13 protein-coding genes and 1 riboswitch are annotated in these 16,802 nt (G+C 66.8%); of the genes, 7 read left to right on the top strand and 6 right to left on the bottom strand.

Annotation, left to right across the window (positions count from 1 at the left end; genetic code table 11):
* Window positions 1–28 precede the first annotated feature (28 nt).
* The 4 genes from A9W99_RS03330 (at window position 29) to A9W99_RS03315 (ending at window position 4,576) form a co-directional block, all read left to right on the top strand.
* Window positions 29–985, top strand: coding sequence for an oxygenase MpaB family protein (locus tag A9W99_RS03330; protein ID WP_067373271.1), 957 nt, complete (start codon window positions 29–31; stop codon window positions 983–985).
* Window positions 986–1,112: 127 nt separating this feature from the next.
* Window positions 1,113–2,006, top strand: coding sequence for an SDR family NAD(P)-dependent oxidoreductase (locus A9W99_RS03325; protein WP_067373589.1), 894 nt, complete (start codon window positions 1,113–1,115; stop codon window positions 2,004–2,006).
* Complete coding sequence (locus A9W99_RS03320) at window positions 2,003–3,568, top strand: AMP-binding protein (protein WP_067373268.1); 1,566 nt, start codon at window positions 2,003–2,005, stop codon at window positions 3,566–3,568. The genes A9W99_RS03325 and A9W99_RS03320 overlap by 4 nt, the downstream gene beginning before the upstream one ends.
* 201 nt (window positions 3,569–3,769) lie before the next feature.
* Entirely contained in the window at window positions 3,770–4,576 is an 807-nt protein-coding gene (locus A9W99_RS03315; RefSeq protein ID WP_067373586.1) for a L,D-transpeptidase, read from the top strand.
* Between the two features lie 8 nt (window positions 4,577–4,584).
* On the opposite strand, the gene A9W99_RS25795 is transcribed toward A9W99_RS03315, so the two are convergent.
* The 3 genes from A9W99_RS25795 to A9W99_RS03305 form a co-directional block, all read right to left on the bottom strand.
* A complete protein-coding gene (locus A9W99_RS25795) occupies window positions 4,585–5,046 on the bottom strand; it encodes a hypothetical protein (RefSeq protein WP_082929792.1) in 462 nt (153 codons plus the stop codon).
* Window positions 5,047–5,492: 446 nt separating this feature from the next.
* Window positions 5,493–10,304, bottom strand: coding sequence for a cation-translocating P-type ATPase (locus tag A9W99_RS03310; RefSeq protein ID WP_067373265.1), 4,812 nt, complete (start codon window positions 10,302–10,304; stop codon window positions 5,493–5,495).
* Window positions 10,305–10,410: 106 nt separating this feature from the next.
* Window positions 10,411–11,373 (bottom strand): sigma-70 family RNA polymerase sigma factor, encoded by a 963-nt coding sequence (locus A9W99_RS03305; protein ID WP_067373263.1) that lies wholly within the window; start codon window positions 11,371–11,373, stop codon window positions 10,411–10,413.
* Between the two features lie 137 nt (window positions 11,374–11,510).
* Between A9W99_RS03305 and A9W99_RS03300 the strand changes: the two genes are divergently transcribed.
* The 3 genes from A9W99_RS03300 (at window position 11,511) to A9W99_RS03290 (ending at window position 13,906) form a co-directional block, all read left to right on the top strand.
* Complete coding sequence (locus tag A9W99_RS03300) at window positions 11,511–12,329, top strand: SDR family NAD(P)-dependent oxidoreductase (RefSeq protein WP_253869541.1); 819 nt, start codon at window positions 11,511–11,513, stop codon at window positions 12,327–12,329.
* A gap of 66 nt (window positions 12,330–12,395) precedes the next feature.
* On the top strand, window positions 12,396–13,151 hold the full coding sequence (locus A9W99_RS03295; protein ID WP_067373261.1) for an SDR family oxidoreductase: 756 nt from the start codon (window positions 12,396–12,398) through the stop codon (window positions 13,149–13,151).
* Window positions 13,152–13,165: 14 nt separating this feature from the next.
* Entirely contained in the window at window positions 13,166–13,906 is a 741-nt protein-coding gene (locus A9W99_RS03290; protein WP_067373259.1) for a DUF899 domain-containing protein, read from the top strand.
* Window positions 13,907–13,982: 76 nt separating this feature from the next.
* Here the strand turns inward: A9W99_RS03290 and A9W99_RS03285 are convergent, their stop codons facing one another.
* The 3 genes from A9W99_RS03285 to A9W99_RS03275 form a co-directional block, all read right to left on the bottom strand.
* Entirely contained in the window at window positions 13,983–15,668 is a 1,686-nt protein-coding gene (locus A9W99_RS03285; protein ID WP_067373579.1) for a PPE family protein, read from the bottom strand.
* Between the two features lie 122 nt (window positions 15,669–15,790).
* Window positions 15,791–15,968: riboswitch (cobalamin riboswitch) on the bottom strand.
* A gap of 145 nt (window positions 15,969–16,113) precedes the next feature.
* On the bottom strand, window positions 16,114–16,338 hold the full coding sequence (locus A9W99_RS03280) for a hypothetical protein (RefSeq protein WP_067241768.1): 225 nt from the start codon (window positions 16,336–16,338) through the stop codon (window positions 16,114–16,116).
* A 58-nt stretch (window positions 16,339–16,396) separates the two neighbouring features.
* Complete coding sequence (locus tag A9W99_RS03275) at window positions 16,397–16,798, bottom strand: nuclear transport factor 2 family protein (protein ID WP_067373256.1); 402 nt, start codon at window positions 16,796–16,798, stop codon at window positions 16,397–16,399.
* Window positions 16,799–16,802: the final 4 nt, after the last annotated feature.

Here is a 16,802-nt window from a genome sequence, read left to right as displayed (position 1 = left end):
TTGTTCCACTGTCGCATGGAGGTCGGGCATGACGGCCCAGAATGACCAGCTGGCCGGGTCGAGCGCCGGTGCCCGATTCGACACCGGCGTGCGAGAAGCGGTGCCGGTGCTTGCCGATGGAGCCAATAACGATGCGCCGCGGCTGGGACCCGATTCGCTGATCTGGAAGTTCTATGGCGATCACCGCACCCAATTCTTCGGATTCCAGCGCGTCGCGGGCGTCGAAAACTGCATCGAACAGCTCGGCCAGGGCGTGCTCGACCACTCGGTGATTTTCAGCGATACGTTGGGCCGGGCCAAGCGGACCGCGCCGCCGTTAATGAAAACCGTCTATTCCGAAGACCCTCACGGTTGGGGCCGCACAGTGCGGGACTTCCACAAGCCGATCAAGGGCACCATCAGCGACGGGTCGAGATACCACGCGCTGAACCCGGAGTTGTTTTATTGGGCGCACGCCACGTTCGTCGACCAGGTCATCTACAACACCGACATGTTCATCCGGCGGCTGTCGCACGCCGAGAAGGAGCAGATCTTCAACGAAGGCAAGATCTGGTACAGCCTCTACGGAGTCAGCGACCGCGGCCAGCCGCAAACGTACGACGAGTTCGTCGAATATTGGGACGCCATGCTCGAGCGCTTCGTCCCACACAAGACTGTGCTCTACGGCACGGGTTATATCCGCAAGGGCATCCCCGGCCCGCGCTGGATCCCCAGGCCGCTGTGGAAGATCCTGTCTGCGCCGCTGAATGCCTACACCCGCCTCGTGCTGGTCGGAACCCTGCCGCCGCAGATGCGCTCGGTCTGCGACCTGCAGTGGGATGCCAAGAAGGAGAAGCGTTTTCAACGCTTCGCAGCCGTCATGCGCGCGCTGAATCCACTGATCAACCGGATGCCGCTGTGGTTCGTCTACGCGCCCTGGGCGGCCACGGCCTGGCGACGCGCCGGCATCGACCCACGCCGGCTCTATAACCGCGCCGCGGCGTAACCGTCCGGCTTCCCCGACAGGCAGGCTGGGCGCCGCACCCCAATCGGGTTGTGGTCTGCTAGTGGTTACATGTCGAGAGCACAGGGTCGAGCAGCGGCGGTGTGCGAAACGAAATGCGGCAGTGAAGATGAATGTGATTACCCAGGCCGTCGAGGCCACACTCGACAGAGTGGCCAACCCGGGGCAGGTATCGGATCCAGACAGGCTGCGCAAGGCCGTTTCAGGCAAGACCGTGCTGGTGACTGGGGCGTCCTACGGCATTGGCGAGGCGACTGCCCGCAAACTGGCTGCGGCCGGCGCGAAGGTGCTGGTGGTGGCCCGCTCGGCGGAACGGCTCGACGACCTTGCGGCGTCGATCAATGCCGGCGGCGGCACAGCGGTCGTGTACCCGACGGATCTGAGCGACGAGACCGCAGTCAACGTGCTGACCAAGCAGATCACCGAGCACCACGGCCCGCTTGACGTCGTGGTGAGCAATGCGGGCAAGTCTTTGCGGCGCTCGCTGCACCACCAGTACGACCGCCCGCACGATTTCCAGCGCACGATCGACATCAACTACCTAGGGCCGATCTGGCTGCTGCTCGGCGTGCTACCGGCCATGCGGGAGAACGGGCGTGGCCACATCGTGAATGTGTCGAGCGTCGGCGTGCGTGTCGTGCCCGGCCCACAATGGGGCGCCTACCAGGCGTCGAAAGGGGCGTTCGATCGCTGGCTGCGCAGTGTGGCACCGGAACTGCACAGCGACGGCGTCGACGTCACGTCGGTCTACTTCGCGTTGGTCCGTACCCGCATGATTGAGCCGACGCCGATGCTGGGGAGGTTGCCGGGGTTGTATCCGGACCAGGCGGCCGACTCGATCGCGAAAGCGATCATCGAGCGGCCGCGCACCATCGAACCGCCGTGGGTGTGGCCGGCCGAGATCGCCTCGGTGGTGCTGGCCGGGCCGGCCGACTACGCGGCCCGGATCTGGCACCGCCGGTTTTTCACCGAATCCGGCGACCGGCGGCGGGATGACGCATGACGACCGGTAGCGTCGCCGCCACCGCGGTGCGGGGCTTGGCTTTTTCCGGACTGCTCAGTCCTCCTGCGCCGGTCCCACTGTTGCGGTTGATCCGCGAGCTGTACCGGGGAGGCACCAATCTGTATACGTTGCTTGCCATTTCGGCCGCACGGTGGCCGGACCGGACGGCGATCATCGACGACGACGGCGCGCTGAGCTATCGAGAGCTGCAGTCCCAGGTCGAATCACTTGCGCGCGAGCTCTCTCGCGGCGGCGCCGGACCCGGCGAGGCGGTGGGAGTCATGTGCCGCAATGGACGCAACTTCGTCGCAGCGGTGTTCGCGGTCGCCCTCGTCGGCGCCGACGTGGTGCTGGTGAGCACGGAGTTCCGCCTCAATGCGCTTGCCGGCGCGCTGGATTCGCACCAGGTCAAGGCGATGTTCGCCGACGAGGAATTCAGCGGGCAGATACGCGAGTGCGATGGGCGCGTCACGGTGATCGATCCGGCAACAGTCGAGACGCAACCCGGCGATTCCCGGCCGAAGGTCGCGGCGACGGGCCGCCTCGTGTTGCTCACGTCGGGCACCACCGGCATACCCAAGGGAGTGCCGCGGGCACCGCGACTAAGTTCGGGAGTGGGCGTCGGCGTCACTATTCTGGAGCGCACGCGGCTACGCGTCGGGTCGCGAATCGCGTTGGCAGTACCCATGTTCCATGGTCTCGGGTTCGGTGTGCTGATGCTGACCGTGAGCCTGGGCGGTACCGTGCTGACCCATCGGCGCTTCGATCCCGAGACCACGCTGGCGCAGGCATCGCTGCAGCGTGCCGACGCGATGAGCGTGGTCCCCATCATGCTGGCGCGCATTCTTGACCTGCCGCAGCGGGTGCGGGCGCGCAACGCTTTACCGTGCCTGCGGGTGGTGCTCTCCAGCGGCGATCGCCTCGATCCCAGCCTGTCGCGACGCTTCATGGATGCTTACGGTGACGTCCTCTACAACGCCTACGGCTCCACCGAGGTTGGCATCGGCGCGCTGGCCACACCGGTCGAAGTGCGTAATGCCCCGGAGACGGTCGGAAGACCGGTCGCGGGATGTCCGGTGCGCATCTTCGACAGAAACGGCAGGCCGGTCGGGCCGCGTGTGACCGGCCGCATCTTCGTGGGCGGTGAATTGGGCGCGGATGGATACACCGACGGCGGAGGCAAAGCCCGCATCGACCGCATGACCAGCACGGGTGACATGGGCTACCTCGACAATTCGGGACGGCTCTACATCGTCGGTCGCGAGGACGACATGATCGTCTCGGGCGGCGAAAACGTCTACCCGCGGGCACTGGAAAACGCGCTTGCCCAACACCCCGGTATCGCCGAAAACGCGGTGATCGGGGTGCCCGACGAGAAGTTCGGGCGGCGACTGGCTGCCTTCATCGTTCCGCGGCCCGGCAGCGACATCGACGAGTCGGTGATACGAGAGTATTTGAAGGGCAAGGTATCTCGATTCGAGCAGCCCCGGGACATCAACCTCGTCGACAGCATTCCACGCAACCCGGCCGGCAAGGTGCTGCGCAAGCAACTTGTTACTTGAGCGCGAGCAAAAGCACCCAATTTCTGCGCGAAACAGGAGCTTTCGCGCCTGTTCGCCGTGATCAAAACTTGACCGAGACTTGATCGAGCTGCCCGCGCGCGCTGGCGTCGCCAGCGTCGTGTCGCCCCTACCATCGACCAACGACACAGCTCTTTTGGAGTTCTTCTTGGGCTCTTCGGCGGGTAAAGGATGACGGAAGCGATGCGAGCGGCACTTCGGTCTGTTCTGGTGGTGATCGGGATCTGCGCGACGTTGATTGCGCCGCCCGAGCGGATAAGTCTCGCGGCAGCCAACCAGTCGCATGACTTCGCCGTCGCGTCGGTGCTGCCAGCGCGAGGGCAGGTGGTGGGCGTCGCACACCCCGTCGTGGTGACTTTTACTGCGCCTGTTGCCAATCGGCAGGTGGCGGAGCGCGCCATTGAAGTGAAATCGACGCCCGCGATGACCGGCAGGTTCGAATGGCTCGACCGTGATGTGGTGCAGTGGGTACCCGACCGATTCTGGCCGGCGCACAGCAGCGTGAAGTTGTCGGTAGGCGCATTGGCCACGGATTTCAAAACCGGTCCCGCTGTGCTCGGTGTCGCCAAAATCTCGGATCACACGTTCACGGTCACCATCGACGGAGCAGAACCGGGAACATCGCCGCCGCTGCCGTCACCGCACCATCGGCCGCACTGGGGAGAAGACGGAGTGTTGCCCGCCTCGATGGGTAAGTCTGAATTCCCGACGCCGGTCGGTTCCTACGCCGTCATGTCGAAAAACCGTTCAGTCACCATGGATTCGAGCAGCGTAGGTATTCCGGTCGACGATCCCGAGGGCTACCGGGTCACGGTTGACTACGCCGTCCGTATCAGCAGCCGCGGGCTCTTCGTGCATTCAGCTCCGTGGGCGGTTCAATCGATGGGCGCCGAGAACGTCAGCCACGGCTGCATCAGCCTGAGTCCAGCCGACGCAGAGTGGTACTACAACGCCGTCAACGTCGGTGACCCGGTAATCGTGCAGGGATAGCCTTTTCGTCATCCACCCGCGCAACCCGCACGGGTATCCGGGGCAACGGCCCCCACCAGAACAGCCGTAGGTTCTGTCGGCGCAGGCAACGGGCCGGGCAGCACTACCGGAGCCGACACCGGGGCCGCTGGTGCAGTGGGCACGCCCTTGCCCGCTCGCGGGACAGCCCCCGCCATGGTTTCAAGTGGCGCCGCCGCTGGAGCAGGGGCGGCCGCGCCCGCCCCGGCCGGCGCAAGAGGTGCGGGCACATCGAGCGGAAGAGGCGGCGCCGCGACGACATGAGGGCCGGGCAAAGCCATCGGCGCCGGCGCGGCTACCGGTGCCGCGGCCCCCGCCATCTGCTCGAGGCAGGTGGGCCCGCCCATCGGCAGCGGGGTGGCTGCCGCATCCGGACCGAATGCCATAGCGGCTCCGCACAATCCGGCGCCGACGGCAATCGTGATGTTGAATCGAGCCAAGATATTCAACATTCTCCCTTTGGTATCAATAGTCTCCGCTATCACCCCCTGCGGAACCGTATCGGTGGCAGGAGGATTTTGCCTAGGTGGGCAACGTAATTGGTTACGGAACCGATGCGGGCCACGGGCCACGCCGTAATAACGTCGTCGCCGAACAGTGACTTCCGATGGGACCAGCCCGACGGGTTGTCGGGAGTGGTGCGCCGACTACGCGTTGGCCGGGATTTGCGTGTGAATCCTGGGCTTTGCGTGTGAATCCTGGGCTTTGCAGGTGAACGCAGGGCGGCGAAACGTTCCGATTCCCGCCCTGTAGTAACACGGAACGCCCAGAATGCACACCCAACGCCGTCAGTTCACACCGAACGCCGTGAGTTCACACCGAACATAGGCTGATCCCCGTCCAGGGGTTGGAGCGACGGCCGGTGCATCCGCTCGCCCGACCGCTCGCCCGAAAATTTCTACTGCTGATCGGGTACGACGGCGCCGATCGTCTTTGTCAACCACTGCGGCGCCAGCACCGAGACCGCGGTGGCTCCGGCTGTCGCGGTGATCACCCCGGTCCAGGCCACGGGGCCCAGCGGCGTGCACCCGAAGAAGTTGCTGAGCACCGGGGTTTGGATGATGCCGACCAAAACCCCCGCACTGCCCAGGGCGGTGGCCACGACCAGCGGGCTGTGCCGGCGCGTCAGCAGCGTCTGCGCCAGCTGCGTGGTCACCACGGCGGTCAATCCCATTGTGGCCGTGCGGCGTTCGGTCCCCGGCGTCCAGCGTCCCATCGCCCAGGCTGCGGTGGCACCGGCAGCGGTGACCACGCCGCGGTTGACGATCTGGCGCATCAGGGGCGCGTCGAGCGAGGGCGTCGGCGACGTCAACACCATACGTTGATATGCACGACGCGCCTCCTCGGCCTCGGCCTCGGATTCGTAGTCCTCGTCGTCGGGCTCTTCGAACTGCGAGGTCACCGCGACGGCGAGCGCGGGGAACATGTCGGTGAGCAGGTTCACCAGCAGCAGTTGCCGAGTTCCGACCGGCGCCCGCCCGTCGCCGAACGCCGTCCCGATGATCGTGAAAAGCACCTCGCCGACATTGCCGCCGACCAAGATCGTCACCGCGTCACGCACGCCTGCCCACATGGTGCGGCCCTCGACCAGAGCGTCGAGCAGCACGCCCAGGTCGTCGTCGGTCAGCACGATGTCTGCGGCCCCGCGCGCTGCCGAAGAACCCCGACCGCTGACCCCAATACCCACGTCGGCCATCCGGATGGCGGCGGCGTCGTTGGCCCCGTCGCCGACCATCGCGGTCACCCGCCCGCAGCGCTGCAACGCCGCCACGATCTGCACCTTCTGTTCGGGGCTGACGCGGGCGAAAACCTGTACGTCGGCCGCGAGTTTGGCCGACGCGTCTTCGTCGAGGCCGACGAGTTCGGATCCGGTCACCACCCGTGCATTCGGTGGCAAGCCCAGCTGTCGGGCGATCGCCCGTGCGGTGACGGGGTGGTCGCCGGTGATCAGCACCACCTGTCGCTTGGCGTCCACCAGCGCTTCGATCAGAGGGCGCGAGGATGGCCGCGCGGTGTCCGCCAATCCCACGTAGCCGATCAACTCGAGGTCGTGCGCGGCCTCGTCGACGGCGTCGGCATCGGTGTCCTCGTCGTCGTCGGTGTCGTGCTCCCAACGGCGCTGCGCCACTGCCAGCACCCGCAGGCCTTGCTCGGCGAGGTGGTGTACCAACGACTCGGCGTGCTGGTGATCGGCGTCCGGGTCGGGGAACAGGCAGCGCGGCAGGACCGTCTCGGGAGCGCCTTTGAGCATCAGCATCGGGGTGTCGGGGTCAGTGCTCAACGTTCCGATGGACGCGGCGAAACCACGACTGGACTCGAATGGTACCTCGGCGATCACCGTCCAACCCGAATCGCCTTGGCCGTTAAGTGAACTCGCCGCGGTGAGGATGGCTTCGTCCGTGGCGTGCGCATGGCCCTGACCGTCGTGGGGCTGGGTGGACGCCCATGCGGCCTTCCGCAGCACCACCGCGGCATCCGGATCCGTCGTGTCCGGGTAGGGGCCCCGCACCTTTGCCTTCGCCGGCACGACCCGCACCACACGCAAGCGGTTCTCGGTGAGGGTGCCGGTCTTGTCGAAACATATGGTGTCCACCCGGCCCAGGGCCTCGATGGTACGAGGAGCGCGGACCAGCGCGCCGCGTGCCGTCAGCCGCTGTGCCGCGGCGAGCTGGGATAGCGTGGCCACCAGCGGCAGTCCCTCCGGCACGGCGGCCACCGCGATCGCGACACCGTCGGCGACCGCCTGCCGCAATGACGCCCGGCGCAGCAGCGCCAAACCGGTCACCGCGACACCCCCGGCCAGCGTCAGCGGAAGGACCTTGCTGGTCAGCTCACGCAGCCGGGCTTGCACGCCGGCCGACGTCTCCACGTCGGCGACCGCCGAGATCGCCCGCTGCGCGGCCGTGCCGACTCCCGTGGCCACGACGATCGCGCGGGCGTGTCCCGCGACGATCGTGCTGCCCTCGAACAGCATGCTGGCCCGGTCGGCGTCGTTGACCGCGACGGGTTCGACCTGCTTGTCCACCGGCAGCGATTCTCCGGTGAGCAGGGACTCGTCGACCTCGAGGTCCTCGGCTACCAGCAGCCGGCAGTCTGCCGGGACTACCTCTGGCGCGGCCAGGTCGATGACATCGCCGACCCGCAGCGACTTCGCGGACACCGTGGCGGTACGGGTGGTGTGCTGGGCGGCCTCCAGCCGTCGACGGGTGGTCGCCACGGCCGGGACGACGACGCGGCGCACGAGCTGGTCCTGTTCGGCAAACAATTCCGCAGCCGCCGCCTCGGCCCGCAACCGCTGTACCCCACCGGTTATCGCGTTGACGGTCATCACCCCGGCAACCAGAAGGGCGTCGATGTTGCTGCCGACGATCGCCGACGCAGCGGCGCCGACCGCCAGGATCGGCGTCAGCGGGTCGGCCAGCTCATGCCTGGTGGCCACCGCCAGCCGGCCCAGTGCTTGTAGCGGGCCGCGCAGCGGGGCGGCCACCGGTTCGTAGGACAGGTCGTCCAGAATGCGCCGCCAGGCCGGATTCCCGGCCTCGACGGCCAGCGGGCGCGCGCCACCGGCCAGCCGCGAATAGACGATCTCGGGGTCCAGCGCATGCCAGGCGGTCAGCGGTTGGGGGGTCGGGTCGGCCAGCCGCAGCACCCTGGCGGCCGACCACGTTCCCGACACCAAAGCCGTTGCGGCCGCGGCATTTACCGGGTTGAGCCAGCGACGGAAGCTGGCCGGGTTAGTGGATCTGCCCTCCTCGCCGGTGACCAGCAGCAGCCCGGCCAGCGTCGTGCCGCCCTGGGCGAGATGCACCGCCGACTCGCTGGCCGAGCGGGCCACCGGAATCGCCGACAGGATCCGCACGGCTGCCGCGAGATCGGTGCCGGTGATGATGTCGGCGGTCCAGGGGGTGGCGGCGCGGGGATCGTCGAGAGCCACGCCGACGTCGGCGATCGCCAGCGCCGCCAGGGTGTCCGTCGATGCGAAGTCGCGGTGCACGGCGGTGATCAGCAACACCGGTCCGCGGTCGGTACGAAGGTCTCGGACCAGCTTCAGCAGCGGCGTGCCCGGCGGGTGCGTCGCGCCGACGCTGGCGGACAGGTCTTCGGTGCCGGCCACGTGGCGCAGAACCACCCGGGCTCCGGTTCGGTGCGCGGTCTGCAGCAGCGGGATCGCATACGGGTCGACCTCCCAGCCGACGGCGACACCGCCGACGCGCTGGCCGTCGACCACCAGGTCGGCGCGTTCCAGGCCTTGGGCGGGCGCCGCCGACGGCCCCTGTGCCGGAAGCCATCTCAGCCGCGCGCCGATCGCCGGCAGCTCGTCGGGGTCGGGCTCGGGCGCCTCCTCGCCGTGCAGCAGTGCGTCAGCGACCTCATAGACGCGGTCGTCGTCCCAGCCGGGCTCGTCTCCCTCGGCATGCAGGACAGCCCGGTGGTCGCCGCGCAGCGCGGCGCCGTCGATCACGACCACTCGAACGCGGTCCAGGCGGCGCAGTGCACCGGGGTCGAGCACCAGCTGGCCGGCGTTGGCCAGGCCGCGACCCAGCACGGCCGCGAACGCCTGCCGGCCCATATGAGCCGCGCGGGGTACCCCGGCCAGGATCGCGCCGGCCGCATCTTCGGTGCCGCCGCCGGCGAGTAGCGCGCTCGCCGCGGCGATCAGCGAGCCGTTCGCCGCCGAATCGGAGTAACTCTCGACGGGCCCCTTCATCGACCCCTTCGCGGTGTCGATAGCGGCATCGATTGCTCCGCCGACCACGACATGTGCTTCGTCACCCGCCGCCGCGGCCGCCCACGCGTGCCGCGGCGCGTGCGACTTCGTCCCGGCCGACGAGATGACGGGGACCACCGGGGCCTGCGGCCGTTGCGGCGAGGCCAGCTGGGGTTCGCGGTCGCGCCATACGCGGCGATGGGCAGTCGCCTCGGAAAGCTGCAACCCGCGGCTCACCAGATCGAGCATGGGGGTGCCGAATGCCTGGGTGAGCCCGTTCGCCGCTGCCGTCGCGGCGCTGAGCGCGATATCGGTCCCGACTCGACCCAACCGCGACTCCAGCACCGACACCATGCGCGGCTGATGGTTGATGAGAGCGACCACGGCCCGGGTGGTTTGCGGTGCGGCGGGCAGTTTGGCGACCGAGCCGGTGATGGCGGCAGTCATTGCGACCAGATCCATCGCCGCGGCCGTCAGCGGCACCAGGATTGCCAACGGGTTGCCCGGGTCGGCGAACGCCGCGACCGGTGGCGCCGATCCGGCCCCCACCAGCGTCAGGTCCTCGGCGACGGCGCCAACCACATCACGCACCTCGTCCATAACCGCGTCGGCGTCGGCGTCTGGGTCGAGCTCGACCACCAGCCGGCCTAGCGCGCACTCGACGTGAGCCTTGGCCACCCCGGAGATGCGCCGCACCGGCTCCTCCACCACCGCCGCATGTTCGTCCCAGCGCGGGAACGGCAGCAGCGGGTCCAGATCCAGATGCACCCGGTGGCCGCTCTGCCAGCGCACCGGTGGTGTGGGCCGGGCGGCCGAGCCGTTAGAGATGCCGAGCACCCGGCCGGTCGACTGAGCCGCGGCCTGCGCCACCGGCCCAACCAACTCCACGACCGGGCTGGCCAGCATCTGCACGGTGCCCGCGGCACCAGACGCAGCTTGCGCACCGGCCTGCACGACACCATCGGCCAAACTGCCCACCAGGCCGATACCCGGAATTTTCACTCAGTCACCCTTCAACGACCAGTACCGCGCCTAATACTCATGGTGTGTTACCACCCCTGTCCACATCTGAACCAGATGTGAACTCGAGGGTAGGCGCAGCGCGGGTTTATCGGCTCGGCGGCAAGCCGAAAGTGGCGAAGAGCGCCGGATCGAGAAAGACGGTGAGGGCAGCAATTCCGCTGGTGCCGAGCGTGACGACATGAATCGAATGGGCCCGCATGACGCCGTCTTCGGTGCGTCGGTATTCGGCGACAGCGGGCTGGCCGTTCGCCGCTGTCGGGATCAACGCCATGTCTCCGGGTGTGGTGAAGGCCCGCGCGGCAAGGAAGCCGGTGACGGCGTCGCGTCCGGTGAACCACAGTGGCACCGGCGGCATTTCGAGCTTCACATCGGCTTGTAGCAGTTCGGTGAGAGCGGCCATGTCGGCGTTCTCGAATGCTGCGCAGTAGCGGTCGAGCAATGCCTTGAGCTCGGCGTCGTCGGGCTCGGCCACGCTGTCCTCGCTGGGCGCCACCTCGGCGAGATGTGCACGGGCGCGCTGCAGGGCACTGTTGACGGCAGCGGGCGTGGTTTCCAGGAGTTCGGCAACCTCGGCGGCGCTGAACTGTACGACGTCGCGCAGGATCAACACGGCTCGCTGGCGCGCCGGAAGCTCCTGCATCGCGGTTATCACCGCCAGGCGGACGCTTTGCCTTGCGGTGAAGGCAGATTCGGGGGTCGGCACGGTCAGGTCGTCGGGGATCGGTTCCAGCCAGTCATAGCCACCAGCGCCGTCGAGGCTGGCGTGCGGGTCGGTTGACGCGGTAACCGGTGGGCCGACTCCGGCGGGTAGGACGCGACGAGCGCGGTTCTCGAGCGCACGGAGGCATGCGGTTGTCGCGATCCGGTACAGCCACGTCCGCAATGCCGCGCGTTGCTCGAACGCCTCGTAACCGCGCCAGCCGCGCAGGTACGTTTCCTGGACCAGGTCTTCGGCGTCGTGCACCGAACCGAGCATCCGGTAGCAGTGCGCAATCAACTCGGCACGAAACGGCGCAGCCCGCTCCATGAATTCGGCCTGCAATGGCATGCTCGCCCTCCGACGCCTCGGGATGGAAAACCCTGTATCAGTACAGATACACGCGGCGGACGCAATTCATCGCTCCGGATCCGCCGCGACATCGGCGACCGGCCCACCGATGACTTCCCGGGGCCCGACGTATCTCAATGAGTGCGGACCGAAAACCGGGTGCCGCGTCGACGTTGCACCGGCTCCGTCGAAGGGTCAACGAGGAGATCGTCATCATGGTGAGAATCGCCGAAAAAGCAGTTCTGGTCACCGGCGGAAACCGCGGCATCGGGCGGGCGCTGGTCGACGAGGCCCTGGGCCGAGGCGCGAAGCGCGTGTACCTCGGTACCCGCGCGCCCATGGTCCACCCAGATAAGCGCGTTACGAACCTGATCATGGACGTGACCGACACGACGCAGATCCAGGCGGCGCTCGGTGAAGTCGATTCGCTCGACGTCCTCATCAACAACGCCGGCATGGCGCTCTACGACGACTTGAGCGAGCGCTCCGCACTCGAACGCCACCTCACCGTCAACCTCTTCGGCACTTACGACGTAATCCAGGCCTTCCTGCCATTGCTGACCCGCTCCCGCGGAGCCATTGTGAACAATCTGTCCGTGAACGCGCTGGCTCCGTTGCCACTCATCCCGGCCTACTCGATCTCGAAAGCGGCCGCGTTCAACCTGACGCAATCGCTGCGCGTGCTGTTGGCCGGACGGGGCGTGAGCGTTCACGCGGTAATCACCGGCCCGGTGGACACGGATATGACGCGCGGTCTCGACATACCGAAAGCCGCCCCCGAATCAGTCGCGAAAGCCATCTTCGACGGAGTCGGGAAAGGCGCGGAGGACATTTTTCCCGACGCCATGTCGCAGGCCATCGCCGACAACTGGAGCCGCGGTGCGGCGAAGACTCTCGAGCGGATGTATGCGGCGTTGGAGACCGGTTCAGCGCGTGGCTCCGCACAAGCCAGCTAGACCCAAACGCCTTGTTATGGACATCGAGCACTTCAACACCAAGAACTCAAAGGAAAGGTCACCACGATGAACGATGCGAACAACGGCCTCTTCGGCACGACAGCGATCGTGACGGGAGCCGGTCGCGGGTTCGGCCGCGCCATCGCCCTGACCCTGGCGGCAGCCGGTGCGCACGTCGTGGGGGCCGCGCGCACCTCTGCGCAACTCGATGAGCTGCTCGATGAGTTGGGCGACGCATTCACCCCGGTGGTTGCCGACGCCGCTGATCCGGCCACCGCTTCCCGACTGCTCGGCGAATACCGGCCGCGCACCCTGGTGCTGTGCGCGGGCGCCGCACCGCAAATGCGTCCGCTGCAAGAACACACGTGGGAGACCTTCAGCCGGAACTGGAATGTCGACGTCGCGCAGGCGTTCCACTGGAGCCGGCAGGCGCTGCGGCTCCCGCTGGCGCCGGGGAGCGCGGTGATCGCGTTATCCAGCGGCGCCGCCGTCAACGGCTCACCGCTGAGCGGCGGCTATGCGGGGGCCAAGGCAACCGTCCGTTTCATCACCGGCTACGCCGCTGTCGAATCGAAACGGGCCGGCCTGGGCATTGGCTTCGTGTCGGTGCTGCCGCGCCTCACGCCGGCGACTGACCTGGGCGCCGAGGCCGTCGCAGCCTATGCCGAGCGGCAGGGCGTCGACGTCGAGACTTTCGTCCGGTCCTCGGGACCCGTCCTCAGTCCCGACCAGGTCGGCAAGGCGGTCCTCGAGATTGCCGGCGACTCGCAGGAACACGATGCATACCTACTCACATCCGCCGGCTTGTCACCGCTGGCCTGACGGGAGGAAACGCAATGAGCAGACCGCGGATTGTGTCGGCACAGGAATGGCAGGCAGCACACCAGCGATTGCTGGTGAAGGAAAAAGAGGTGATGCGCGCCCACGACGCGTTGGCGGCACTGCGCCGGAGGATGCCGTGGCTGGCGGTGGACAAGGATTACGAGTTCGACGGGCCGGACGGCAAAGTGACCCTGCTCGACCTGTTCGCCGGCCGGCGGCAGCTGATCGTGTACCGCGCCTTCTTCGAGCCAGGGGTCCACGGGTGGCCGGAGCACGCCTGTCGCGGCTGCTCGATGATTGCCGACCATGTCGGACACCTCGCCCATCTCAATGCCCGCGACACGACGTTGGTGTTCGTATCGCGTGCACCGTGGGCGGACATCGAACGGCTGAAGGCGCGGATGGACTGGCGGATGCCCTGGTACACGATCACCGACAGCTTCGATGCCGACTTCGGCGTGGACGAGTGGCACGGCACCAACGCGTTCATCCGGGACGGCGCTCGCGTTTTCCGCACCTACTTCATCAACAACCGGGGCGACGAGGCGCTGGGCAACACCTGGAGCTACCTCGACATGACCGCCCTGGGCCGCCAGGAGTACTGGGAGGACTCGCCGGAAGGTTATCCGCAGACGGCGCCGTACGAATGGTGGGACTGGCACGACGCGTACGGGCAGCACGAGCCGTCACGGTGGTTCGGTGAGCCCGACCCGGACGATCCGAATGACATACGACCACCCAGGACAAGCGAGTGACGTCGGCATAAGTCGGGTTTTTAGGACGCGCAGGACATGGCCCGCTTTTCGGGGACCGAGTGGCTGGTATGACGAGCTATGCACCCGCGTCGGGCTCCCAGGTGCGCGGCATCATCGGCATGCGTGGACCGCCTAGCGCTTCTTCTGTCAGCGTGATTAACCCGGCCGGCTGTCCTGCACGGGTTTTGGCGGCGGTCCCGGCGAATCCCTGCGTGCCTGCACCCTCGCCCGAGGCCGCCGTCTCCGAATCCGGCTCCAAATCCATGTATTCGTAGCCACGCCCGAGCATCTGCGCCTTCGCCCGCCGGCGCCGGTGCGTTTCAGTTTCTTCTTTGGGCGTCGCCGCGATTGGTTCAGCTTGGTCATGGTCGGGCTGCGCCGCCTGCTTTCGGGCGCGACTGCGCGCCGACGAGCTGACCGCCGAGTTCAGCTCGCCCACCAGGTAGGCGAACTCTTCCATGCCTGCGCCCATGCCCGCCCCGACGGTGTCCGCACCGGTCACCGTCGGGGGTGCGGCGGCAGACGGCGGTGGCGGCGCGGTTGCCGGTGCGGACGTCGTTGCTTCCACCGGAGATGGCGCCGGGGACGAGGTGGAAGTCGGGACACTGGGCGGCGCAAATGCCACCACGGGCGGCGTGACGGGCGGAGCGACGGGCGGCGCAGGGGGCATGGCGACCAGCGCCGCCAAGCCCTTCACCCCGATCGGCGCCAAAACGGCGCCGACGGCCAACGGCAACAACGGGGTCGCCAGTAACGGCAGAGCAATCGTCAGGATCAGAAGCGTTTGCTCGAGCAAAGTCTTGAGCAACGCGATGGTATCGGTGATCACCGTGCCGATGACTTCGACGGTGGTGAATAGAATGGTGAAACCGATGGTCGCCGGATTACCCGAAGCAAACGCCGCCGTCAGATCCAGCGCCACAAAGCTGAACATTTGCGACAGCAGTGCGACATATGTACCGATGTCCATCGGATAGCCCAGAGCGAACGCGATGTTGAATGGGCTCAGGTAGCTGAGTGGATTGCCCAGGATGGGCAGCCACGGATCAAATCCACCAAACATCCCTTGGAAGAAGGGACTGTTGTACAGCGCGTCTATCAACGGTTGAAGACTGTCGTTGTAGAAGTCGATAAAGCCGCTCTGCTCCAGCCATTGATAGATCTCGTTCTGCCGGTCAGGCGGCAACGCGAACGGATCGTCGGACGCCGCAGCCATCGTGTCGGCTTTCATGATCTGCGGGGTCGCGCTGGTCTCCGGCGTCGAGGCGACCGCCGCCGACGAGACCGTCTCATAGGCGCTCATCACGGTGGCGGCCTGGATCCACATCCGCACGTAGTCCGCTTCATTGAGCGCGATCGGAATGGTGTTGATGCCAAAGAAATTCGTGGCCACCAGCACGGCGTGCGTCGCGTGGTTGGCAGCCAGCTCGGGCAGCGTGGGCATTGCGGCCAAGGCGGTGGCATAGGCGATGGCCGCCGTCTCGTGCCGTGCGGCCATCGCCGCGCTGTCGGCAGCGGCTTGCGTCAGCCACGCCAGATACGGGGCGTGGGCAGCCGCATACGCGTCAGCGGTCGGACCGTTCCACGTTCCGGCCTGCACGCCCGCCACCAGGGTGGCCAGCTCGTCGGCGGCCGTGCTGTACGCGGTGCTCAGCGAGGTCCACGACGCGGCCGTCGCCAGCAACGGCCCTGGCCCCGGCCCACTGCTCAACAGGGCCGAATGCACCTCCGGGGGCAAAGCCATCCACACCGGGGCGGTCATCGCCGCCCGCCTGCGGGCACGGTTGGTAACCATGCTTTGCCAGAGACAGTAGCGGTCGGACCGCAGGACAAAAACTGCAGCGTCATCGCAGGTCAGCTCTCTCCGAGGTACATCCGCCCCGGGCTAGCAGGACACGATGACGCGAGTCTCCTGGCTCTCGGATCGCCGCTCGCCTCGCCTTCCAACCAATGGCCGTGGCATATGAGGGTCGCTCCCCGATGACAGTGGCGGGACCGCGCCGGATTTGCACCGGCTTCCTGCGTCGTCATCGCCTTACGGGCGATATTGTCGCATCCCAGCCGCGGTTGCGCGCACGCTCTTGCAAGTCTGTTGCAAAAGGATGTTCAGGACAGCTGTGGAATCCGAGAACGCCTGCAGATCAAATACGTGAAGCAGCGGTAGCCTCCCAACGGCTACGTATCGCGATATTCAGCCGAAAATTGCCTTACAGGTATCGGTGGTTCGCCCGGCCGACGTGGTAGCCGGCCGGGAAAGACTTCTCGATGACCTGCAACTGGTGGTCCACTCGGGACTCGAGTTCGAGGACGACGCAACTATCGCCGACGGCCTTTGACTCGAGAACTATGTAGCGCTGACCGCAATCGGTGATCGGGTCGCCAGAGTGCAATTTTTCGACTGGCACCAACTCGGGTGTTCCGTCTGCCTCCACCCAAGACACAGTAGGTCAACTCAGCGGGTGAGGGAATAGCTCTCGGGATCGTTACCAATCAGTGCGCATTGCGCCGTGGCGCGCCCTGTTCGGCGCCGCGCTGCTTGAAAAACACGCTGACATGAGTGATCAGCCCGTCGTCGTTGCGCTCGAAAAGTAGGCATTCGGGCCATGCCGCCGGGGCGCCGTCGATCTCGAAGGCCTCAGTCAGCTCGACGTATGACAGCCGGGTGTCCACGTGCGATACCCGCTGCACGTCCAACCGGTGGTCCTTGAGTTCGGTCAGAACCTTGCGCAGGTATGCCAAGTAGCGCTGCTTGCCTTCGATGCGGTCGCAGAACGGGCCCTCCCGGGTCAGGCCCTCGTCGGCAATCGTGGTCGCCAGACCGTCCCAATCGTGGGCGGCCAGAAACTGAAGATAACGCTCGACTGTGCGGTCGGAGCCGCTGCGGTCAGCCACGGCA

The organism is Mycobacterium sp. 1164966.3 (assembly GCF_001665395.1).
Lineage (GTDB): Bacteria > Actinomycetota > Actinomycetes > Mycobacteriales > Mycobacteriaceae > Mycobacterium.
This window is presented reverse-complemented; position numbering and strand designations above follow the sequence as displayed.